Annotated in this window: 20 protein-coding genes, 15 tRNA genes and 1 rRNA gene; 8 read left to right on the top strand and 28 right to left on the bottom strand. The window is 46.3% G+C overall.

All coding sequences use genetic code 11. The features are described from left to right. Complete coding sequence (locus HZS85_RS15255; protein WP_056059948.1) at positions 1 to 213, top strand: YhzD family protein; 213 nt, start codon at positions 1 to 3, stop codon at positions 211 to 213. A 53-nt stretch (positions 214 to 266) separates the two neighbouring features. Here HZS85_RS15255 and HZS85_RS15260 read toward each other — a convergent pair whose 3' ends face one another. Continuing rightward, positions 267 to 641 carry a YlbF/YmcA family competence regulator gene (locus tag HZS85_RS15260; RefSeq protein WP_023467337.1) on the bottom strand — a complete coding sequence of 125 codons (375 nt, stop codon included), beginning with the start codon at positions 639 to 641 and terminating at the stop codon, positions 267 to 269. 20 nt (positions 642 to 661) lie between these two features. Beyond that, the gene (locus tag HZS85_RS15265) at positions 662 to 1,798 is read right to left on the bottom strand and encodes a DUF445 family protein (RefSeq protein ID WP_214856766.1); all 1,137 of its coding nucleotides are present in this window, start codon (positions 1,796 to 1,798) and stop codon (positions 662 to 664) included. Positions 1,799 to 1,876: 78 nt separating this feature from the next. Here HZS85_RS15265 and HZS85_RS15270 point away from each other — a divergent pair, with 78 nt between their 5' ends. The 5 genes from HZS85_RS15270 to HZS85_RS15290 all read left to right on the top strand — a co-directional run bounded on the left by HZS85_RS15270 (position 1,877) and on the right by HZS85_RS15290 (position 5,845). Further along, the gene (locus HZS85_RS15270) at positions 1,877 to 2,710 is read left to right on the top strand and encodes a helix-turn-helix domain-containing protein (RefSeq protein ID WP_214856768.1); all 834 of its coding nucleotides are present in this window, start codon (positions 1,877 to 1,879) and stop codon (positions 2,708 to 2,710) included. A 118-nt stretch (positions 2,711 to 2,828) separates the two neighbouring features. Then, entirely contained in the window at positions 2,829 to 3,935 is a 1,107-nt protein-coding gene (locus HZS85_RS15275) for an ABC transporter ATP-binding protein (RefSeq protein WP_214856770.1), read from the top strand. Between the two features lie 165 nt (positions 3,936 to 4,100). Further along, a complete protein-coding gene (locus HZS85_RS15280) occupies positions 4,101 to 4,868 on the top strand; it encodes a transporter substrate-binding domain-containing protein (RefSeq protein ID WP_214856772.1) in 768 nt (255 codons plus the stop codon). Further along, complete coding sequence (locus tag HZS85_RS15285) at positions 4,865 to 5,515, top strand: amino acid ABC transporter permease (RefSeq protein WP_035409432.1); 651 nt, start codon at positions 4,865 to 4,867, stop codon at positions 5,513 to 5,515. The genes HZS85_RS15280 and HZS85_RS15285 overlap by 4 nt, the downstream gene beginning before the upstream one ends. 141 nt (positions 5,516 to 5,656) lie before the next feature. Beyond that, positions 5,657 to 5,845 carry a hypothetical protein gene (locus HZS85_RS15290; protein ID WP_035409434.1) on the top strand — a complete coding sequence of 63 codons (189 nt, stop codon included), beginning with the start codon at positions 5,657 to 5,659 and terminating at the stop codon, positions 5,843 to 5,845. 174 nt (positions 5,846 to 6,019) lie between these two features. Here HZS85_RS15290 and HZS85_RS15295 read toward each other — a convergent pair whose 3' ends face one another. Together HZS85_RS15295 and HZS85_RS15300 are read right to left on the bottom strand one after the other, a co-directional pair. After that, complete coding sequence (locus HZS85_RS15295; RefSeq protein WP_035409436.1) at positions 6,020 to 6,916, bottom strand: aldo/keto reductase; 897 nt, start codon at positions 6,914 to 6,916, stop codon at positions 6,020 to 6,022. Between the two features lie 137 nt (positions 6,917 to 7,053). After that, entirely contained in the window at positions 7,054 to 8,790 is a 1,737-nt protein-coding gene (locus HZS85_RS15300; protein WP_214856774.1) for a phospho-sugar mutase, read from the bottom strand. A 93-nt stretch (positions 8,791 to 8,883) separates the two neighbouring features. On the opposite strand from HZS85_RS15300, the gene HZS85_RS15305 reads away from it, so the two are divergent. Beyond that, the gene (locus HZS85_RS15305; protein ID WP_214856776.1) at positions 8,884 to 9,702 is read left to right on the top strand and encodes a sulfurtransferase; all 819 of its coding nucleotides are present in this window, start codon (positions 8,884 to 8,886) and stop codon (positions 9,700 to 9,702) included. Between the two features lie 41 nt (positions 9,703 to 9,743). Here the strand turns inward: HZS85_RS15305 and HZS85_RS15310 are convergent, their stop codons facing one another. Genes HZS85_RS15310 through HZS85_RS15325 form a run of 4 tightly spaced genes read right to left on the bottom strand, consistent with a single transcriptional unit; the run spans position 9,744 to position 15,936 of the window. Beyond that, positions 9,744 to 12,167: a glycogen/starch/alpha-glucan phosphorylase gene (locus HZS85_RS15310; protein WP_214856777.1), complete on the bottom strand. Its 2,424-nt coding sequence runs from the start codon at positions 12,165 to 12,167 to the stop codon at positions 9,744 to 9,746. A gap of 28 nt (positions 12,168 to 12,195) precedes the next feature. Beyond that, a complete protein-coding gene (glgA, locus tag HZS85_RS15315; RefSeq protein WP_029340919.1) occupies positions 12,196 to 13,647 on the bottom strand; it encodes a glycogen synthase GlgA in 1,452 nt (483 codons plus the stop codon). Between the two features lie 14 nt (positions 13,648 to 13,661). Next, on the bottom strand, positions 13,662 to 14,762 hold the full coding sequence (gene glgD, locus HZS85_RS15320) for a glucose-1-phosphate adenylyltransferase subunit GlgD (RefSeq protein WP_214856778.1): 1,101 nt from the start codon (positions 14,760 to 14,762) through the stop codon (positions 13,662 to 13,664). A 13-nt stretch (positions 14,763 to 14,775) separates the two neighbouring features. Continuing rightward, on the bottom strand, positions 14,776 to 15,936 hold the full coding sequence (locus HZS85_RS15325; protein ID WP_214856779.1) for a glucose-1-phosphate adenylyltransferase: 1,161 nt from the start codon (positions 15,934 to 15,936) through the stop codon (positions 14,776 to 14,778). 206 nt (positions 15,937 to 16,142) lie between these two features. Here HZS85_RS15325 and HZS85_RS15330 point away from each other — a divergent pair, with 206 nt between their 5' ends. Continuing rightward, positions 16,143 to 17,918, top strand: coding sequence for a transglycosylase domain-containing protein (locus HZS85_RS15330; protein WP_214856780.1), 1,776 nt, complete (start codon positions 16,143 to 16,145; stop codon positions 17,916 to 17,918). Between the two features lies 1 nt (position 17,919). On the opposite strand, the gene HZS85_RS15335 is transcribed toward HZS85_RS15330, so the two are convergent. The 20 genes from HZS85_RS15335 to rrf all read right to left on the bottom strand — a co-directional run. Beyond that, a complete protein-coding gene (locus HZS85_RS15335; protein ID WP_214856781.1) occupies positions 17,920 to 18,486 on the bottom strand; it encodes a DUF5366 family protein in 567 nt (188 codons plus the stop codon). A 238-nt stretch (positions 18,487 to 18,724) separates the two neighbouring features. Beyond that, entirely contained in the window at positions 18,725 to 19,198 is a 474-nt protein-coding gene (gene trmL, locus HZS85_RS15340) for a tRNA (uridine(34)/cytosine(34)/5-carboxymethylaminomethyluridine(34)-2'-O)-methyltransferase TrmL (protein ID WP_214856782.1), read from the bottom strand. A 3-nt stretch (positions 19,199 to 19,201) separates the two neighbouring features. Further along, positions 19,202 to 19,681 (bottom strand): methylated-DNA--[protein]-cysteine S-methyltransferase, encoded by a 480-nt coding sequence (locus tag HZS85_RS16915; protein ID WP_214856784.1) that lies wholly within the window; start codon positions 19,679 to 19,681, stop codon positions 19,202 to 19,204. Further along, positions 19,656 to 20,816 (bottom strand): tRNA epoxyqueuosine(34) reductase QueG, encoded by a 1,161-nt coding sequence (gene queG, locus HZS85_RS15350; RefSeq protein ID WP_214856786.1) that lies wholly within the window; start codon positions 20,814 to 20,816, stop codon positions 19,656 to 19,658. The genes HZS85_RS16915 and queG overlap by 26 nt, the downstream gene beginning before the upstream one ends. Before the next feature lie 86 nt (positions 20,817 to 20,902). Then, positions 20,903 to 20,973, bottom strand: a tRNA-Gly gene (locus tag HZS85_RS15355). Between the two features lie 38 nt (positions 20,974 to 21,011). After that, positions 21,012 to 21,082: transfer RNA gene (locus tag HZS85_RS15360), tRNA-Gly, on the bottom strand. Between the two features lie 4 nt (positions 21,083 to 21,086). Then, positions 21,087 to 21,167, bottom strand: a tRNA-Leu gene (locus HZS85_RS15365). A 36-nt stretch (positions 21,168 to 21,203) separates the two neighbouring features. Continuing rightward, positions 21,204 to 21,277 (bottom strand) — tRNA-Cys (locus tag HZS85_RS15370). A 6-nt stretch (positions 21,278 to 21,283) separates the two neighbouring features. Further along, positions 21,284 to 21,358: transfer RNA gene (locus HZS85_RS15375), tRNA-Gly, on the bottom strand. Positions 21,359 to 21,366: 8 nt separating this feature from the next. Further along, positions 21,367 to 21,438: transfer RNA gene (locus HZS85_RS15380), tRNA-Gln, on the bottom strand. Positions 21,439 to 21,448: 10 nt separating this feature from the next. After that, positions 21,449 to 21,521, bottom strand: a tRNA-His gene (locus HZS85_RS15385). 9 nt (positions 21,522 to 21,530) lie between these two features. Then, a tRNA-Trp gene (locus HZS85_RS15390) sits at positions 21,531 to 21,601 on the bottom strand. Between the two features lie 4 nt (positions 21,602 to 21,605). Beyond that, positions 21,606 to 21,689, bottom strand: a tRNA-Tyr gene (locus HZS85_RS15395). Positions 21,690 to 21,720: 31 nt separating this feature from the next. Continuing rightward, positions 21,721 to 21,796: transfer RNA gene (locus tag HZS85_RS15400), tRNA-Phe, on the bottom strand. Positions 21,797 to 21,803: 7 nt separating this feature from the next. Next, a tRNA-Asp gene (locus HZS85_RS15405) sits at positions 21,804 to 21,879 on the bottom strand. A gap of 8 nt (positions 21,880 to 21,887) precedes the next feature. Next, positions 21,888 to 21,961: transfer RNA gene (locus HZS85_RS15410), tRNA-Met, on the bottom strand. A 10-nt stretch (positions 21,962 to 21,971) separates the two neighbouring features. Continuing rightward, a tRNA-Glu gene (locus HZS85_RS15415) sits at positions 21,972 to 22,046 on the bottom strand. A gap of 21 nt (positions 22,047 to 22,067) precedes the next feature. Continuing rightward, positions 22,068 to 22,158, bottom strand: a tRNA-Ser gene (locus HZS85_RS15420). Positions 22,159 to 22,184: 26 nt separating this feature from the next. After that, a tRNA-Asn gene (locus HZS85_RS15425) sits at positions 22,185 to 22,259 on the bottom strand. A 6-nt stretch (positions 22,260 to 22,265) separates the two neighbouring features. Next, positions 22,266 to 22,363 (bottom strand): 5S ribosomal RNA (gene rrf, locus HZS85_RS15430); the annotation flags it as partial.

Raw genomic sequence — 22,363 nt, forward strand, 5'->3', positions numbered from 1 at the left:
ATGCAGTATACGATTACAGTCTTTTCAGATCGTGGTGAAACGTTACTCGATGACGTCTTTGAAGCAGAGACGGATGGTCAGGCACGAGAAGAAGGGATTAGACGCTTGAATGAAAGCGGTTATGCCCATCATGCAGCTCGCGTCACACGTTCAGGTCGTCTCATTCATTTCGAGCGCGCTTACTTACCACGAATCGTTCCTGCTTCATCTTAAACCATACTAAAAAAGGAAGACGCGCTATATCGGCACGCCTTCCTTTTGTTTACTTATTGCACGTCGTCTTGTTGCTCCATCATCGGCGCGTAGAGTTCTTCTAACGGCTTCATGATGATTTGTGTGACTTCCGTCAGCATCGTATGCATCCGTTGCTCTTCTTGCATCAGCTGACTGATCAATGGATTGTTTTGTACTTCAAGCATCTTTGTTTGTGCAGATGCCATATCGTCTGGTGTAATTTCTTCACCTTGCATCTGTTTTTGTTGTAATTCGAGTTGGATGTTACGGAACGACGCGAACAATTCGTTTGATTCCGGATCTGCGTTAACTTGCGTATACAAATCTTTTAATGTCGTGTACTCCGAAGTTTCGCGTAATGCACGCTCCAGCGTGTACGCGTGATCGTATAAATTTGTTTCTGCCATGAGTAAAACCTCCAATTTGTTTAGACGAGATAAAGCCCCGCCTGTATCAATCCAATTAAACCACCTAACAACCCTCCAAGCCAAGTGATAGCACGGAATTCCCGCTTGGAAATCGATAAGACGATTTCCTCGAGATACGCAGTATCAAGCAAATCAACCTCTTCTCGAACGATTGTTTCGAGATCGAGCGTCTGAAGGATCTGCCCGATTTGATTCGTCGTCCGTTCGAATAGATGATCGATGATGACAGGTACATGTTGCTCGAGTAATTGTGACTCGAGTGGATTCAACCAGACGCGTAGCGGTGTATCAAGCATCGACTCAATCGGTAAACGTGCCATGACTTGTTCTTTGACGGTCTGTCGAATCCGCAACTCCGTCTCTTCCGTCATATAGGATGAAAGCGGACGATCCAGTCCCTTTTTCCATTCCTGACGTAATAAGGCAAGAATGAACTGAGACGTCGACTCTGATTGAAGTACCCTTTTCAGCTCCGGCTGAATCATATCGACGATGTTGACATTTGCGAGCAACATCCCGAACATCCCGCCACCCAGTCGCTGTTGGATGAAACGAGCAACGGTTTCCTCGAGTTGTAGACGTCCTTCTGGTCCGTCAAAGTATGCTTCTGCTTGGTGTAATACGGATGCGACGAGTCGCGGCATGACTTCTTCGATTTTTTGTTCTCCGCTTGCTCCGATCAAGTCGCGTACGGATTGCTCCCGCCATTTATTCATCAGACGCGAAAACTCCTGCTCCAAGTGATAACTGATTTTCCCTTGGATCCGTTGTTTTGGTTCATCAATGAAGCGACTGATCCATGCTCCTGTCGTCTCTTCCGAGCGTGTCCATTTCATGACTTCTTGTTCGACAAGACGCGTGACGGCTCCACGAACAGTTGGTGATGCGAGACGTTTCCCGATCCCTTCTGGCGTCAAGAGATGCTTGACGACCGTCCGTCCGAGATTTGCTGCCAGTTCATTCCGTCGTTTTGGAATCAGACCAGGCGTGAATGGTACGCGAAATTTTCCAATGTATTTCGGTTCAAGTGGTCGAAACAACATTCGGATCGCCAAATGGTTCGTGACCGCTCCGATAAGAGCACCGATGATGACGATTCCAACAAGCTTCAACACGATTAACAAAGTGTCTGACATAAGTTATCATTCCTTCCGATTTTCGACTTATGGTAAAGTCGAGATAGTTAGTTATGTACGATTTAGGAGTGATGCCGTGTGTTACGACAACTGATGACTGTATTCAATGACCAGCTTACGACCGATCCGAATCTGTATTGCCAGGAACAGTATAGCGTATATCGTCTTACAGATGGGCTTTGTTTTGGGATCAAGACGACTGCCATATCCGACCGTGAACAACAACTGCTTGATGTATTTGCCGAGCGCATCATCACGACGTCGCGGTCAGATATCGATCTATGGCGAGAACGTCTCCAATCTGCTCATGCTGTGGAAGATCGACCATTTCGACTTGTCCACTTTTTATTTAATCCCACTGATGAACGTACGAGTGAGGAAATTCAACAGCTGCTCTCCTCTTTCTTTTCGCAGACGAGTACGCTCATTCCTTTCAGTACTCATCGTTTTACGATCATCGAACGAGAAGAATTCGTTATTGAGACAGAACTACACGATTTATTTTTAGCACTACAATCTGATTTTGTGCTCGATGGTAAGGTGCTGCTTGGTCAACAGCGTGCTACCGGCGACATTGCCGTTCAATTCCAACTCGAACAAGCAGCGCTCACCTCCGTCCCTTCCATGCAAATCGAACGTTTTTTACCTGCCATGACTCGTCTTGCAAGTCTAGATGACCAGTACCGCGCGACACTCGTCGACCAGTTCGTTCTGTCCCTCGAGCCAGAGTCTCGTGAGACGATCCTCGCTTTTTGCCGAGCTAACTTGAATGTCTCTTTGACAGCAAAACATCTATACTTACATCGGAACAGTCTCCAGTATCGACTTGACCGCTTAACGGAACAGACAGAAATCGATGTCCGGTCGTTTGAAGGAGCTACTTTCCTTTATACCTTGCTACTTGTAGCATGATGCCTAATTGAAAACGTTTGCATTTAGTCAGGTTGTCCATAGGCAGACTACCTGACTTCTTTTATACTATTTCTTGTAAGCGTTATTATTTCATCATTTACATTAGGGGGAACTACACATGGCTGAAATTCGTCTTGAACATATCGATAAAATCTACTCAGGTGATGCAAAAGCGGTTGATGATTTCAATCTGCATATTAAAGATAAGGAATTCATCGTCTTCGTTGGACCATCTGGTTGTGGGAAATCGACGACACTCCGGATGATCGCTGGACTTGAAGAAATCTCAGGTGGAGACTTTATCATCGACGGTAAACGCATGAATGATGTAGCGCCAAAAGATCGCGATATCGCGATGGTCTTCCAAAACTACGCTTTGTATCCACACATGAACGTCTTCGATAACATGGCGTTCGGATTAAAGCTTCGGAAGTTCCCGAAAGATGAAATCAAGCAACGCGTTGATAACGCAGCTCGTATCCTTGGTCTTGAAGAGTATCTCGAGCGGAAGCCAAAAGCACTCTCTGGTGGTCAGCGTCAACGGGTGGCGATTGGTCGCGCCATCGTTCGTGATGCTAAAGTCTTCTTAATGGATGAGCCGCTCTCGAACTTGGATGCTAAATTACGTGTACAAATGCGTAAGGAAATCATTCAGTTACACAAACGTCTTGAGACGACAACGATTTACGTCACGCACGATCAGACGGAAGCGATGACGCTTGCGACACGGATCGTCATCATGAAAGCCGGAATCATTCAACAAGTCGGTACGCCGAAGGAAGTCTATGATCACCCGGATAACATGTTCGTTGCTGGATTCATCGGTTCACCATCGATGAACTTCTTGACAGGTAAACTGGCAGAAGACGGTCTCTTCCAGGTTTCAGGAACAGAAGAGAAATTCGAAGTGCCAGAAGGAAAAATGAAAGTTCTCCGCGACCGCGGTTACACGAATAAAGATCTCGTCCTCGGAATTCGTCCAGAAGACATCCATGCGGAATTGATCTACCAAGACACTAAAACAGCACATCGTTTCCCAGCGCATATCGAAGTTTCTGAATTGATGGGTGCAGAGTCTTATCTCTACTCAAAAGTCGGACAACAAGCATTCACGGCACGTGTCGATTCACGTTCACATGTCGAGATGGGATCACAGCTTGATCTCTTCTTCGATATGACAAAAGCACACTTCTTCGATGCTTCAACAGAAGCAACGATTCGTTAATCACATCATCGATCAGTTATGATGTTTCAGACTGTCCATTTAAGGGCAGTCTTTTTTTATTGACAGACGTTCCTGTAACTTTGTATGATACTGCTTGTAGCTTAAAATTAATCCTATTCGAAAACTAGGAATTGAAATCATTCATTTATAAAAGGAGAGAGCGCTATGAAACACGGTTTGAAATTAGCTGTAGCAGCATTATCGACAGCGGGGGTGCTTGCAGCATGCGGCGCTTCGAACGACAACGCAGGTTCTGGTAAAGAGTCAAAAGTCATTACAGTCGGAACGGAAGCAACATACCCACCATTCACGTACAAAGAAAAAGGAAAATTGATGGGTTATGACGTAGATGTCATGAACGAAGTCGCAAAACGTGCTGGCTATAAAGTCGATTACAAAGCGATGGACTTTAAAGGACTCATCCCGGCACTCGATTCAAAACGAATCGATGTCATTGCGAACCAAATGGGTATCACACCTGAGCGTCAAGAAAAGTACGCTTTTTCTGATGCGTATACAGTCTCTGGCTCAACGATCATCGTCAACAATAAAACGAACGACATCAAAACACTCGACGACTTAAAAGGAAAGACAGTCGGTTCGACACAAGGTTCACTCTATGCCAAAACGGCTGAAGAAGCTGGCGCGAAAGTGAAATACTACAAAGGTGCGAACCAAGTCTTAAAAGATCTTGAAGCAGGTCGTGTTGATGCAGCCATGAACGATCGCCTCTTCGTTTTGACGGAGTTGAAAAAAGCGGGTTATAAAGTCAAAGCTGTCGGTGAGACGTTCGATAAGAACGAATCTGGCTTCATGATGGCGAAAAATAGCAAGTATACAAAAGACTTCAACAAAGCACTCGCTGAGATGCAAGAAGACGGCACTCTTGCAAAAATCGGTAAGAAGTACTTCAACGAGGATATCAGTAAGTGAGTGAATTACTGACGATCGTCCGAGATAACTCGGACGTCTACGCAAAGGCGATTGGCACGACCCTTCTAGCAAGTGGTCTCGCCATCGTCTTTGCGCTTATTCTCGGGTTGATTCTTGCCGTCATGCGTGATAGCCGCGTTGCCGTTTTCAGCGGTTTTGCACGTTTATACGTCTCGTTCTTCCGCGGAACGCCACTCTTGTTGCAAATCTTGATTCTTTATAATGGTCTCGTCACGCTTCAATTGACTGGATTCCAAGCGCTTGCCTTCGGTTTGTCGCTTCACTTTTCCGCATATATTTCGGAATCGTTCCGCGCTGCCATCTCCTCTGTCGATCGTGGACAATGGGAAGCTGCTGACTCACTTGGAATTCCGCGTCGCAAGACATTCAAGGACGTTATCTTGCCGCAAGCACTATCTCGGGCGATTCCACCGCTTTCGAACTCTGTCATCGATATCATCAAGTCGACATCACTTGGTACGATCGTTGCTGTCGAGGAATTAACGTACGTCTCTGACCAGATTTCAGCGACGACATACCTCGTCATGCCGCTACTTTTGTTCTCCGCTGCAATTTACTGGATCATGTCAACACTTATTCAAAGCGTCCAACATCGTTTAGAAGCACGTTTCAGCATTCCAGAATGAATTTTTCACACTTGAAACCGTTAGGATTTCAAGTGTGTTTTTTTAGATTTTTTGAGGTTTAGCACTAGTCAATCCGGGAATAATCAAGTATACTAATAAAAATCAGAATTATCTGACAAATTACAAAGGAGCGTGGCCGAGATGAAACAAGTAATTGAAGCTTTCCGTAGACAAGATGCAGAGCAGCGAATTCCAGTGCTACGTCTCGAAATCGATTATGAGCTCAGTACGCTCTTCGATGCGATTCAAGCCAATGACCAAGCTGGCATGTCAGCAAGTAAAGATCGTTTAGATAAATATCGTCAGGAGATGCTTCGCTTAGAAGCTTAACCTCATAGATCTCCCATCTCTCCTCCCCCTTGAGATGGGACTTTTTTTGTTTACTGTTACTCTATTCATAAACGAAAGAGAGGATCGTTTCCAGATCGTGTACTGGTCGATCCTCTCGCTTCATTTCTTAAACAGAAAATACTTTATGCGTTTATTTCTGTCTCACAGTCTAGATTAATCGACATCACGACCTCGTGATGCCTTCAAAATCTCAAACCATTGCTCGCGCGTCAACGACAGCTTCGTCGAACGAACAGCAGATTCGATGCGTTCAATCTTACCAGAACCAACGATCGGCATGATACGTGCTGGATGTTTAAGTAACCATGCATATGCGACTTCGTCGATTTCTTTTGCCCCGATCTTTTCAGCGATCTCAGCTAATTTTTCACGTAACGGTGCGTATCGCTCGTCCTTAAAGAGACGACCGCCCGCAAGCGGACTCCATGCCATCAATGGCATCTCATTTTCATGACACAGATCGACGGATCCATCCTCGAAATGTTTCAGTTCCGAAACCGATAACTCGAGTTGGTTCGTCACGAGCATGAACGGTAAGCGTGATTGTATAAGACTCTGTTGTGCAGGTGTATGGTTCGATAGACCGAATGTCCGTACCTTACCCGCGTCCTTCAGCTCAACGAACGCTTCTGCAATCTCGTTCGGATCCATCAATGGATCTGGACGGTGAATCAACAACGTATCGACGTACTCGACACCGAGTTCTTGCAGGGAACGATTGACCTGTTTGATAATATGCTCTTTCGTCGTATCATAGAACGATAATGACTGATCCGAGAAATGATTCCCTTTCATCTTGATGCCCGTCTTCGTGACGATCTCCATCCGGTCACGTAATTCCGGTTTTAAGGCAAGAGCTTCCCCGAATAAGCGTTCATTCGTATAATCGCCATAGATATCTGCGTGATCAAACGTCGTAATTCCTAAAGCAAGGCATGCTTCAATCAATTCAAGACGCTCTTCCTTCGTCATTTCCCATTCATTCAATCGCCACAAGCCATGAATAATGCGTGAGAATGATAAATCTTCTGTTAGCTGAATCCGTTCCATGTTTCTTCCACTCCTCTATCGTATGAACTCTATCTCGTTTACTGTACCTCGAAATGGTAACGGTTGCACGAATTTCACTTTTCAATGCTCTAAGACAAAAAACAGGATTCCGCCATCGACGGAATCCTGTTTAGGACTTATTGAATTTGCTCGACTTCCTGCATGACTTCATCTTCGATTTGCTGACGTTTTCGTGTCGTCTCAGCAGCATCTGGTGACGTGACGCTGAAATAGAACTTAATTTTTGGTTCCGTGCCCGATGGACGAAGGCAGAACCACGATCCATCACTGAGCGTAAACTTCAGTACGTTGGATTTTGGCAAGTTAATTGGTGAAGGTTGATGTGTCTTCAGATCGTGAGCGATGCTTGCATCATAATCCTCGAACAAGACGACCTGTTCTCCAGCCACTTGTTTTGGTGGATTCTCACGGAACGTATCCATGATACGACCGATCTGTGCCACGCCATCCTTCCCTTTGAGCGTCAGAGAGCGGAGTGACTCTTCAAAGTATCCGAACTGCTCGTAAATCGACTGTAATGCCTCATAGAGCGTCCGTCCTTCTTTTTTGTGATACGCAGCCATCTCAGCAGCTAACAAGCACGCTTGGACGGCATCCTTGTCGCGGCAGAAGTCCCCGATGAGATATCCATAGCTCTCTTCATAGCCGAAGAGATACTCATATTGACCCGATGCATTGTATTGTTTGATTTTTTCCCCGATGAACTTAAAGCCTGTCAACGTGTTCTCGACATGGAGATCATAATGACGTGCAATCAACGCACCTAGTTCTGAAGTAACGATCGTCTTCGCGACAAATCCGTTCGCTGGCAGTGTCCCCTGCGCCGCTTTTTGTGAAAGGATGTAGTCAAGCAACAATGCCCCCGTCTGATTCCCTGTCAAGACTGTCCATTCTCCGTCTGCATCACGTGTTGCTACTCCGACACGGTCAGCATCGGGATCCGTCGCAATCAAGATATCGGCATCTGTACGATCTCCGTATTCGATCGCCAGTTTAAAGGCAGCATGTTCTTCCGGGTTCGGTGACGTCACGGTCGGGAATGCACCGTCTGGCTCTGCTTGCTCCTTAACGACTGTCACGTGTTCGAATCCATACCGTTTCAAGCCTTCTGTTACCGGTACAAGTCCTGTTCCGTGAAGTGGAGTGAAAACGATTTTTAGTGGATCCGCTAATTCCGATTGGATTGAAGGTAAGACACGAATCGTCTGTAATTTTTCTTGATACGCTTCGTCAAGTTCTTCGCCGACACGGACGATTAAACCGTTCGCACGAAGGACTTCTTCTTGCTCAAGTTCAATCGACAGCTCGTCTTCGATTTGACTGACGTACGATACGAGTTCATCCGCTTCTTTTGGTGGAAGTTGTCCACCGTCGTCTCCGTACACTTTATATCCGTTGTATTCTGGTGGGTTGTGACTCGCTGTGATGACGATCCCGCCCGCTGCTTGTAAAGACCGAACCGCAAACGAAAGTTCTGGTGTCGGACGTAGACCGTCGAACAGATACGCTTTGATGCCATTACTTGCGAGCGTCCGTGCCGCCTCCAGCGCAAATTCTGGTGAGAAATGGCGTGAATCGTGTGCGATGACGATTCCTTTTGCTGCCGCTTCTTCTCCTGATGCTTTAATGAATGCTGCGAACCCTTGTGATGCTTTTCGAACCGTATACACATTCATCCGGTTCGTTCCGACACCAATCTCCCCGCGCATACCACCTGTTCCAAACTCGAGTTCTTTATAGAATGCTTCTTCAGCTGCTTTGTCATCCGTCGCTAGCGTGACGAGTTCTTCTTTTAATGTACTGTCAAGATCAGCGAACTGATCCCATTTTTGATAGGTTTCTTTCCATGACATGGTAAATCGACTCCTTTTTTAAATGAGGGTAAGACTTGCGATGATGCGATACCTTTCATATGATTAACACTAGAAAGGGTAAGGTGATGAGGCATGTTTCCTACGATTCAAATGGCAGATCTTCAACAGCTCGTCCGAACGGATCAGATTCGCTGGTTTGACTGCCGATATGACTTGCAACAACCTGAATATGGACGAAATGCTTTCTTGGAACAACACGTCGAAGGTGCACAGCACCTGGATTTAACGACTGACCTTTCTGGTCCAATCGATGAGGTCGGCGGTCGGCATCCGCTTCCTTCAAAAGAAGCGTGGCAACACACACTGGAACAGCATGGTGTGACACCGGAAGACTTCGTCGTTTTGTATGACGATGGTTTTCCGTATGCAGCTCGTGCGTGGTGGTTATTTAAATGGATCGGACATGAGCGTGTCGTCGTCCTTGAGGGCGGATTCTCCTCTTACCTAGCGTTCGATCTTCCGGTCACGGACGACGTTCCTACTTATGAACCTTCTCATTACGCGCCTCGTTTTCAAGATGAGATGCTCGTCTCGTTCGAAGAGCTGAAAGATCAGCTGACAGAAACGATGGTCATCGATTCCCGTGCGCCCGATCGATACCGTGGAGAAATCGAACCACTCGATCACGTCGCCGGCCACATTCCAGGTGCCGTGAATTGTTTCTTCGAACAAGCACTCTCACCAGATGGTCGCTTACGGGACGCGGAAGATTTGAAAGAATTGTACGCCGACATCCTACCGGTCACAGCACCTATCCTCTATTGTGGAAGTGGTGTGACAGCGTGTGTCAATGTCATCGCTCTCCATTCACTCGGGAAAACTGATGTCCGGCTTTATGCCGGCTCTTATAGTGATTGGGTCAGCCGTGGTGAAGATGTCTCCCGTTCGTAAGCATCAGACACTGACAGAAACATCTGTCAGTGTCTTTTTGTTCAGAGTTGAATCGGTTTGATGTTCCAGATCGCATTCGCATACTCTTTAATCGTTCGATCACTTGAGAACACACCTGACCGCGCAATATTAAGAATGACGCGTTTATACCATTCTTCTGGTTGCTGATACATCCGATCAATTCGTTCCTGCGCTTGTTGATACGACATGAAGTCTTTCAGGATCAGATACTCATCATTATACGTCAATAATGAATCGTAAATCGCTTGGAATTCACCTGGAGCAAATAAGGTTCCATCAACGAGACTATCAATAATCCGTCGTAACTCGGGTTGGGCATTGTATTGATCGTATGCACTGTAACCGCCGTATTGTTTATAATTCATGACTTCTTGTGGTGTTAAGCCGAAGATGAAGATGTTCGCATCCCCGACCTCGTCTCGAATTTCGATGTTCGCTCCGTCGAGCGTTCCGATTGTCAGTGCACCATTCATCATGAACTTCATGTTGCCGGTTCCAGAGGCTTCATAACTTGCAGTCGAAATCTGTTCACTGACGTCACTTGCCGGGAAAATCTTCTCAGCAAGCGATACACGATAGTTTTCTAGGAAGACGACTTTCAAGTATGGACTGACGTCTGGATCCTGATTGATCAAGCGAGCTAACGCATTGATATAACGAATGACTTCTTTTGCATAATGATAGCCTGGCGCCGCCTTTGCACCAAAGATGAATGTCCGTGGTGTCATCGTGAAGGAACGGTCCTCCTTCAGACGATAGTAGAGCGAATGAATGTGTAACGCATTCAAGAGTTGACGTTTGTACGCATGCAATCGCTTGACTTGAACATCAAAAATCGAGGTTGGGTCCACGACGATACCGGTTTCTTTTTCAATGAGCAACGCTAATTCTTCTTTGCGCTGAAGTTTGATCTCGGCGATGTCCTTCTGTAATGCTGAATCCTCTGCCCATTTCGTCAACTTTTGCAAATCAGACGGATGCTGAATCCAACTATCCCCGATTGCTTCCGTCACACGATTTGCCAGTGCTGGGTTTGATGAGAGGAACCAGCGACGATGTGTAATTCCGTTCGTCTTATTATTAAAGCGAAGCGGAAACATCTCATAAAATAGGCGCATCTCACGCTGCTTCAGAATCTCAGTATGAATCTGAGCGACACCATTCGTCGAATGCGTTCCGACAACAGCCAGATTCGCCATGTTGATCCGGTCATCCGCGATGATGGCGATATCTCGCATATGCGCTTCCATGTGTGGATAGTTCGCAAGCACATTCTTACAGAAGCGTCGGTTGATTTCCTCGATGATGAGGTAGATGCGTGGCAACAAGCGACGGAACAAATCAACCGGCCAACGTTCGAGTGCTTCTGATAATAACGTGTGGTTCGTAAACGACATGACACTCTTCGTGATCCGCCATGCTTCTTCCCAGCCAAACCTTTCTTCATCAACAAGAATCCGCATCAATTCCGGAATCGCGACGACCGGATGCGTATCATTGATATGAATGGCAATATGATTCCCGAGTTGCTTCAATGAATGGTTTCGTTTTTTAAAGGACGTTAAGATACTCCGTAATCCTGCAGAGACGAAGAAATATTGTTGCTTCAGACGGAGTTCTTTTCCTTCGTACGTCGTATCATCCGGATACAAGAACTCTGAAATCGTCTGAATCGATTGTTTATGTGCCAGTAAATCTTTATAGTTCCCACGGTATTGACTAAGTAATTCATCATCATCAAGTGGAGACTCAGCACTCCAGAGTCGCAGGTTATTGACAACCTTGTTTTGATAGCCAACGATCGGCATATCGTACGGAACAGCACGAACGATTTCAGCCGGTTCATGATGGACACGATACCCATCACCGACTTCTTCGAGCCAGACATGTCCACCGAATGAAACATCGACCGCTTTATCAGAACGTCTAATTTCCCACATGTTTCCGTTCTTCAGCCAGTTATCCGGTAGCTCGACTTGATAGCCGTCGATGATTTTTTGCTTAAAGAGACCATACTGGTATCGGATACCGTTCCCATGTCCCGGTAAACCAAGCGCAGCCAAGGAATCAAGAAAACAGGCTGCGAGACGACCGAGACCTCCGTTCCCAAGTCCAGGTTCCGGCTCTTCTTCTGTCAGATCACTGAGCTGATATCCGAGTTCTTCTAGTCCCCGTTCCACATCCTTTAAGACGTCAAGGCTTAATAGGTTGTTATGCAGGAAACGTCCGAGTAAAAACTCGAGTGAAAAGTAATAGACTTGCTTACTTTTTTTATGGGTATATGTTTCCTTTGTCCGTAACCAATCGGTCGTGACCGTCTCACGTACCAGATAAGCAAGCGTCTGATAGATATCGTTTTCTGTTGCTTCCGTTATTGCCTTGCCATGCATCGAAACGAATCGTTCCGTAAACCTCTCCTTGAACTTCTCTTTATCTTTGAACATGACGTAACTCCTTTTCCCAGTGATACGATCAAGTGGCGGACGGTGCAATCAAACGATATAACGCCAAGTATTCGTCGGCTGAACGCAACCAACTGAAATCCTCATTCATCGCCGTCTCAATCAAGTGCTCAAAGACCGGGCGATCATGATAGACCTCGATGGTACGTTTAATCGCTTCTAAAAACTCATGTGCATTATAATTCGCGAACGAGAATCCATTTCCTTCTAACGTAAACTGATTGAATGGCTTGACCGTATCACGAAGACCACCTGTTTCCCGGACGACTGGTAAACAGCCGTACTTCATCGAAATCAACTGACTGAGACCACATGGTTCAAAACGCGAAGGCATCAAGAAGGCGTCACTGCCTGCATAGATTCGTTGCGCGAGACCAACGTCGAACCCGATGTAAGAAGCGATTTTGTCTGGACGAATCGATGTCGCATGATGGAACAACCCTTCATATTCCGCTTCACCTGATCCAAGGATGATGAACTGCGCATCGAGTTCAAACAAATCTGGCAAGATATGCGCGAGCAAATCAATCCCCTTTTGGTCGACGAGACGAGAAACGAAACCAAACAATGGTACATCCGGATTGATGGGGAGACCTAGTTCTTCTTGTAAGGCAGCTTTGTTCTTCGCCTTTCCTTCCGTGACGGTATCGACCGAATACGTCTCAACGAGATGCGTATCATGTGCAGGATCAAATTGACGATAGTCGATTCCATTCAAGATTCCGCGTACGTCGACAGCACGATGTTGTAAGACGGGTTCAAGCGTCTCACCGTAATACGGATCCATGATCTCATCACGATATGATGGACTGACTGTCGTGATTTGATTGGAATGGACGAGTCCTGCCTTCATGTAATTGACGAGACCGTTATGAGCAATACCATCGGCTGTGAAGTGTTCATGACTCAATCCAAGTAAGTCACCGAGTACTTCCTCCGGGAAAACACCTTGATATTGTAGATTGTGAATCGTAAAGACCGTTTTAATGTCTTGATAGCGCTCTAGGTGCTGATAATGGATCCGTAGGAACGCCGGAATCACACCTGTTTGCCAATCGTGACAATGGATGACGTCCGGTACTTCTTTCCGATCGAGATGTTGAATCATCTCAAGAACGGCACGTGAAAAATACGCAAATCGTTCCGCATCATCGTAATGTCCATAAATGACACCATCGCGTTTGAAATAGTACTCATTATCGATGAAATAGAACGTCACACCATCTTGTTTTAATCGGAGGACAGCACCAAATTGCTGTCGCCAGCCAACTGGTACGATGAAGTCGAATAAAAACTCCATCTCTGATTTGTATTGTTCCTTGATTTGACCATAATTGGGTAAGACGACCGAAACGTCTGCCCCTTCCTCAGCAAGCGCTAAAGGGAGCGAGCCGACGACGTCAGCTAGCCCCCCTGTCTTGATGAAGGGTGTCGCTTCCGTGGCAGCAAACCATACCTTCATGAATGACATCTCCTTTAAACGATTGTTTGTTTTTTGATGACGATTGGTTCTTCTACCGTACCGCGAATGACTTGACCGCGTTTGACGGTCACTTCTTTGTCGAGAATCGCGTACTCAACGACCGCGCCTTCTTCAATGACCGATTTTTGCATAATGATCGAGTTTTTGACGCGAGCATGCTTTCCGACTTTAACACCACGGAACAGGATGCTATCCGTCGTCGTGCCTTCTAACTTACAGCCGTTTGCGACGAGTGAGTTCTTAATCGCTGAACCTGGCAAGTAACGTGTCGGCGGTTCATGCTTGATTTTCGTGTAGACATGCTGGAAGTCGTTGATTGCTCCCCACTGTTCAAGCAATAGCATGCTCTCACGGTAGTATGAACGAAGTGAGTGGATGACTTGTGATGTACCACGATATTCATATCCATGTACATGCAAGCGATTTAGCTGCGAGCGGATGATACTTTGTAGTAAATCGTACTCACCACGCGCAATCGCCTCATCAATCAAACGAACGAATAGGTTCTTCGATAGAACGACCGTTTCCATGTAGAACGTCTCATCAGTTGGTTGGAACCCTCGTGATCCGATTGCAGTCACGCGGTTCTGCTCGCCAAAGCGAATTGGACGGCAGTATTTGCAAGGCAGTTCACGTTTCGTATAAACGACTGTGATATCCGCATTCGATTCTTTATGTTCGCGCAAGACATCACGATAATCTACGGCTGATAAGATGTTCGAACCAGAGACGACGACATAGTTCTCCTTGCTGCGCAGGAAGAAATCGCGATGAAGGTGGAAGTTTGAGAGATCTCCCCGGAACTCATTCGCATCTTGTGATAATGCAGGCGGGAAGATGTAGAGTCCACCGTTTGAACGGTCAAGATCCCACTCTTTTCCTGAGCCGAGGTGATCCATCATCCCACGATATTTTTCAAGCGTAAAAACTCCGATGTTCGCGATATCGTTTTGTACCATGTTCGTTAATGTAAAATCGATCAATCGATAACGACCCGCAAATGGCACAGCTGCCAAGTTACGATGCTCTGTTAGTTCTTTGAAAAATCCTTCTTCACCACTTAGATTGATGACGCCTAATAAATCGACCTTCATTCGAATATCCCCCTTATTGAATTGCTTCTTTGATGACTTCGTTCTTTTTAACGAGGCTCTCTGCTTCAATGACGAAGACTTCTCCGTCCGGAGATCCAATCGTCGCACCATCTTCAACGATGACACCATCTGCTAAAATCGCCCGGTGAATCGTGACGTCTCGTCCGATTTTAACGTTCGGGAAGATGACTGAGTCTTTGACGAGTGATCCTTCCGCTACTTCTACACCATGGAAGAGGACTGAATGATTAATTTCACCTTCGATATGGCATCCTTCATTGATGATTGATGACTCGACCGTTGCAGCGTTCCCGATATATTGAGGTTGTTGGTTCGGGTTGACAGAATAGACTTTCCAAGATGGATCGTATAAATCAAATTCTGGTTCTGCCGTCAACAAATCCATGTTTGCTTCCCAGAGCGATTGAATCGTTCCGACGTCTTTCCAATATCCTTTGAATTTATACGCACGGATATTCAGATTTTCAAAGAGCATGTTCGGAATGATGTTCTTACCGAAGTCGAAGCTTGATTCCGCATCCCCTGCATCTTGAATCAAATGACGCTTCAATACATCCCAGTTAAAGACATAGATTCCCATCGATGCGAGATTCGATTTGGGATTCTCTGGCTTTTCTTCGAATTCATTGATCCGGAGATCATCGTCGGTATTGAGAATTCCGAATCGTGGTGCTTCTTCCCATGGGACTTCACGTACAGAAATCGTCACGTCAGCTCCACCAAGTCGATGCTCCTCGATCATTTTTTCATAATCCATTTTATAAATATGATCGCCTGATAGGACGAGTACATAGTCAGGGTCGAATTGGTTGATGTAACTCATGTTTCGATAAATGGCATTCGCTGTTCCTTCATACCAGTTCTTTCCGTTTTGAGCTTGGTAAGGAGGTAGAATCGTTAAACCACCGTTACGTCGATCTAAATCCCACGCACTCCCGATTCCGAGATAGCGGTTCAATTCAAGTGGTTCATATTGCGTTAACACGCCGACTGTATCGATTCCTGAGTTCGTACAGTTCGAAAGCGGGAAATCAATGATGCGGTATTTTCCTCCAAATGCAACAGCTGGTTTTGCAGTATGTTTCGTTAAAGCTCCCAGACGTTTCCCTTCTCCGCCTGCAAGTAACATCGCAACGACATTCTTTTTAGCCATTTCGTCCCCTCCATTTATGCTCTTTTTTTCAGACAATTTGAGTTATAAATTCCACAGATACTTCTATATACCCAATCTTTTCTCTTTTTAATATAACATTCCTGCAAAATAGGTTTATTAAAATACAAAAATCGAAAAAATAATCTACTGATTTCTCCATAAAAGACCGATAATAGGAATGAAATGGATTTTTGAAAGGAGTTCTCATGCGAATTACCACCGGATATCTCGTCTTATTTGGTCTTGCGACGATGCTTGTATTTTCCTTATTTTCAATTAAAGATGAGTTGAACACAGCACGTACATTTTTTTTCTGGGCCGACGAACAGACGACACGACGTCCACTGACCTCCTACCAACCGATCACTGTAACGTACGAAAATAAACAGGTCGAGCTTTATGATGGATTACGACGGGATGACTTGACGCCTCAAACATTACCCAAAAAAGTCGAGCAAGCGTTTGTAGCAATCGAAGATAAACGTTTTTATCAACATGACGGTTATGACATCACAGGAATCTTACGTGCATTTACTAAAAACCAGTCTGATTCTAAATCCCAAGGCGGAAGTACGATCACACAACAACTAGCAAGAATGACGTACCTATCAAACGAAAAAACGTATACTAGAAAAATAAAAGAGCTGTTAATCGCTGTGTCTTTAGAACAGAAATATTCTAAAAAAGAACTAATGACGGCGTATGTCAATCAAGCATATTTCGCGAATAATATTTACGGGATCGAACTGGCTGCAAAATCATATTTCAATAAGCCAGCGCGCGAGTTAAATTGGTCTGAAATCTGCTTTTTGACAGCGATTCCGAACAATCCGTCACTCTACGATCCGCTTCGTTTTCCTGAAAATACAAAAAAACGTCAGCAACGAATCGCTCAAGCATTAGTGCGCGATCGTGTACTGACGAAAGATTTTACTATTTCTCATGTGACACCTCGATCCTATAAGCCGCGGGTTCCTTATCCGGACTATATCGATGCAACCGTCCAAGCTGCCATCCGGATGACCGCTCAACAGCACGGATGGAGTGAGAAGCATGCTTCGGAATATCTACATCAACAAGGTGCGATCATTTCGACATATCTCGACTCAGCCGAGCAACAACGAGCTAAAGAAGCTCTTCGTCGTCTACCAGACCCGATTGAGGGAGCCTATGTTGGCATTGATGGACAAACACATGGGGTTACGGCTTTAGTCGGCTACAAATCAAATTTGACCGGTCAGTTCAACCGAGCAGTGCAGTCGTACCGACAACCTGGTTCAGCCATCAAACCGTTACTTGTCTATGGTCCTTATCTCGAGAAGACGAAAGCTCGATTGTCGAGTACGTTAGACGGTAGTCCTGTCTGTATCGATGGATACTGTCCATCAAATAGCGGAAATCGGATCCTTGGACAAGTGACGATTGCCGATGCGATCGCTTATTCTTATAACACACCAGCGATTCGTGCTTTTGCTGTTTCTTTCCAAGAAGGATTGAAGTCCATCCGTCCGTTCCATTTCAGTCAGTGGACACGGAAGGATGATGCCTTCACGAGCGCTTTAGGCGGTTTGCAGTACGGCATTAGTCCGTTTGAACTAACAAATGCTTATACCGTATTCGTGAATGACGGGCTCTATCGACCGGCTTCGATGATTAAAAGTATTACGTTTCGAAACGGAACGGTCGAACGACCGCAGGAAAAGGAACAACGGATTTGGTCCAGTCAGACGAACCGTGAATTACGGGCTGGTTTAAAGAATGTCATGACGTATGGAACAGGGCGCAAAGGATACGATCCTTCCGCGCGCTATATCGGAGGAAAAACAGGAACAACGAATGATAATAAGGATATGTGGTTCGTCGGTATCAAAAATCAACACATCGGGGGTATTTGGTTAGGAGCTGACCGTCCCCGCCCTTTCCCTGCTGAAGCCAATGCAACGTTACAGGTCCAGACGTGGGCGACGATTTTACGTCCTTGAGTCAACTCGGAAATAAAATTGCTTCTCCAAAGGAATTGAATAAGGTCAGACCAACCCATGATAGACTAGCGAGTAGAACGCCCCAGGCTAAGAAGGAGAAGATGATCAACCCAACAGCTCCAGCCGCACTCGTCATTTTACTAATCTGTACCGTGTAAAAGATAAAATAGATGAAGAAGGATACAAGCAATACGATCCCGACGTGCAAGAAGGACGTCATGAAAGCAAAGCTGACACATCCTCCGACGAGCAGGAGAATACTGCCCGGACGTAACATACCGAGTGTCGTTCCCTCTTGTTCTTTGATGAAAAAGGCGAAACCGAGCTGATTGATCGTGTCCGATAGTAGTTTAAGCGAACTAAAGATCATGAAATAGACGATCAAAAAACCAAGCCAAACGACGAGCTTCGTATCACGTGCCGTCAGTAGCTGGAGCAGTTCATCGTACACGCCGACTTGATCGAGCCAATGCAATGCAAGTTCCGTCGTCGCGATCGCAAGGGATGTACTAAATAACAAGATGCTGATCAGTGGGGCATAACTTAATAGGTAAACGTTCGTACGCATGTGGAGTCTCCATTCATAGAAAATTCATATGTAGCACACAATTTCACTTACAGGTATACTATAATAGATTATATCGGTTCAAGAGACTGAAGGGGGAAACAAAAATGGCATTTATCTTAATGGTCGGCGTAAGTCTTGCGTTTTTGACAGCAATCTTCACTGCAGGCTACAACAAAAAACCTGAAGGTAACGAATAACTCATAAAAGCTCCATCCTGAATCAGGATGGAGCTTTTGCTTTACAGAAGACCTGCGTATCCTTGCTGACGTAATGCTTCATAGACGATGATCGCTGCCGTGTTCGAGACGTTCAGTGAACGAACGAGATTCGATTGGGGTAAACGGATACACCGTTCTGCGTTTGCATCGATGACTTCAAGCGGCAATCCTTTTGTTTCCCGACCAAAGACGAAGAAATAGTCCTGTTCAACGTCCGATAAGTCAATCTGACTTGGGTACTGTTCCCCGTATTTCGTAATATAGTAGAAAACACCTTCCGGATGTTTTTCCCACAGTTCTTCTAACGAATCATGATAACGGACATCGACAAATTCCCAGTAGTCAAGACCCGCACGTTTAAGTTGCTTGTCGTCTGTCGAGAAGCCGAGCGGTCGGATCAAGTGAAGGACGGAATGCGTCGCTGCACATGTTCGCGAAATATTACCTGTATTTTGAGGAATTTCCGGTTGATACATAACGACATGAATAGCCATGGTTCAATTCTCTCCTATCTCATGCGCTAAAAGCGCTTCTTTATGGGCAATTCCGCTTGCGAAACCCGTCAATTTACCAGTCGCCCCGATGACACGGTGGCATGGATAAATCAATGCGATCGGATTCCGATTCAAGGCACCGCCAACAGCTCGTGCTGCCTGTGGTTTTCCAATCATTCGAGCCAGTTCACCATAACTGATCGTCTGACCGAACGGAACGGTTCGCAAAGCTTGTAACACTTTCCCTGCAAATGGTGTGACACGCAACTGACAAGGAAGCGCATCAAGCGCTTGTACCTCTCCTTGTGCATAACGATCAAACGCCATACGCCAAGCTTTCGGTAATGTACCCTCGTCTGTCTCTTTTGCTAAATAGGTCCGAGCACGATCTTTATTCAATCCAAAGTCGAGGTACACGATTTGCTCTTTTTCCCATGCGACGAGCAATGTACCGAACTCATAAGTGAGCTGTTGAAATGGCATCTGCTTCCCCCCACTCTTCAATTAACCGTCGTCCTTCTGTCTGAACATCCACTGCAGTATCCGCTAAAAGACGGGATTCGATGTACGACTTCTCATCAATTCCGCCAATCCGACCGACTGCCCAGAGTGCAAGCGCCCGCATGTCTTCGCGGGCATCTGTTTCCGTCATTAACCGTAGCGCGTCAATCGCACTCTTGTCTCGATAATGGACGAGCGCACAAATCGCATTACGTTGAATCGGCTTCTTACCACGCCATGCTCCGGATAATGTTCCGAAACGACTCTTGAACTCACGGTTACTCATTGATAAGAGTGGAACAAGGAGCGGTTTGACCTGCTCCGGATCCGGTTGTAGTTCAACATGATGTGTCGCATTCTTCTTCCGGTTATATGGACATACTTGCTGACACGTATCACACCCATACAGACGGTTCCCAAGTGCCATCCGAAACGGTTCTGGCAGTAGCGTTTTCGTCTGTGTTAAAAATGAGATACATCGTTTAGCGTCGATGACACCAGGTTCAACCAACGCATCCGTCGGACAAGCATCGATACATTTATTGCATGTTCCACATAATTCTTCGACTGGCTGATCCGGCGGCAAGACGAGGTCAGTAATCAATTCACCGAGATAAAGATACGATCCGTGCTCTTCACTGATGATCGAGCAATTTTTACCACTGAATCCAATACCTGCTCGTTCTGCTACTGCACGATCGACGAGTTCTCCTGTATCGACCATCGAGCGCGTCCTTGCACCTGGACTCAACTGTTGAATTTTTTCTTCAAGCAACGTCAAACGTTGTCGCAACGCCTGATGATAATCCAGTCCCCAGGACGATCGACAAAAAATACCTCGCCGCTCCCCTTCCTTGCCACGAGGTGCATTTTTGAGAGTACTTGGATACGCGACCGCAATGGCAATGATCGAAGCCGCATCTTCTACGAGTAACGAAGGAGTCGTTCGTAGATCGAGATCGGGCTCTTCAAAACCAGAAGCAAATCCTTTCTCCTGTTGGGCTTGAAGTCGACGTTTTAAGACAAGAAAAGGGTCAGCCGTCGTCACCTTCAGCTCATCGATTCCAATCTCAACTGCGTACTCTTGTAAAGCCAATTTCAATTGTACACCATCCATTACGACACGCTCCTTTCCTCTTAAGATTCCTTCCTAAACAAAAAGAGCAAGGTGTCAGCGAAAACGACACATTGCTCTTTTAGGTAAGCGGGTGAAGGGAATCGAACCCTCGTCATCAGCTTGGAAGGCTGAGGTTTTACCATTAAACTACACCCGCATGATCAGGTGAAACATCAGATTGTGTAAAAAGTATAAAGCGGGTGAAGGGAATCGAACCCTCGTCATCAGCTTGGAAGGCTGAGGTTTTACCATTAAACTACACCCGCAAGATACCGGTGGTCGGAATCGAACCGACACTCCAAAGGAACACGATTTTGAGTCGTGCGCGTCTACCAGTTCCGCCACACCGGCACAATCTCTTGCAAAACTATTTAATTGAGAAATAGTTGGAGGCGCCAGTCAGAATCGAACTGACGATAAAGGAGTTGCAGTCCTCTGCCTTACCACTTGGCTATGGCGCCACTCATTGGAGCGGAAGACGGGATTCGAACCCGCGACCCCGACCTTGGCAAGGTCGTATTCTACCACTGAACTACTTCCGCTTGAAAAGCTGGGCTGGAAGGGATCGAACCTTCGCGTGCTGGAATCAAAATCCAGTGCCTTACCACTTGGCTACAGCCCAATAATAAGAGGGCGACTGATGGGAATTGAACCCACGAATGCCGGAATCACAATCCGGTGCGTTAACCACTTCGCCACAATCGCCATGGTAAACAGGGGCAGCAGGAATCGAACCCGCGCTGACGGTTTTGGAGACCGTAGTTCTACCGCTAAACTATGCCCCTATGGTGGTGGGGGGGGGCGGATTCGAACCGCCGAACCCGAGGGAGCGGATTTACAGTCCGCCGCGTTTAGCCACTTCGCTACCCCCCCACAAATGGGAAAATCATGTTGTTAATAAAGATGGTGGCTTTGGACGGAATCGAACCGCCGACACAAGGATTTTCAGTCCTTTGCTCTACCAACTGAGCTACAAAGCCTTAACAATGGCGGTCCTGACGGGATTCGAACCCGCGATCTCCTGCGTGACAGGCAGGCATGTTAACCGCTACACCACAGGACCGTATGTAATTGCGGGGGCCGGATTTGAACCGACGACCTTTGGGTTATGAGCCCAACGAGCTACCAGACTGCTCCACCCCGCGACGCTATAAATGGTGACCCGTACGGGATTCGAACCCGTGTTACCGCCGTGAAAGGGCGGTGTCTTAACCGCTTGACCAACGGGCCATTCTGAATTGAAAGTGATGATGGCGGAGAGCAAGGGATTCGAACCCTTGAGACGCTTTTGACGCCTACACGATTTCCAATCGTGCTCCTTCGGCCACTCGGACAGCTCTCCATTGTACGTGGTGAAGAAGTAATAAATGGCTCCGCAAGTAGGATTTGAACCTACGACCTACCGGTTAACAGCCGGTTGCTCTACCGCTGAGCTATTGCGGAACGATCGCCTGGCAGCGTCCTATCCTCACAGGGGGAAGCCCCCAACTACTTTCGGCGTTCAAGTGCTTAACTTCCGTGTTCGGCATGGGAACGGGTGTGACCAC

This window comes from Exiguobacterium sp. s130, from assembly GCF_018619055.1.
In the GTDB taxonomy this organism is placed as follows: Bacteria; Bacillota; Bacilli; order Exiguobacteriales; family Exiguobacteriaceae; genus Exiguobacterium_A.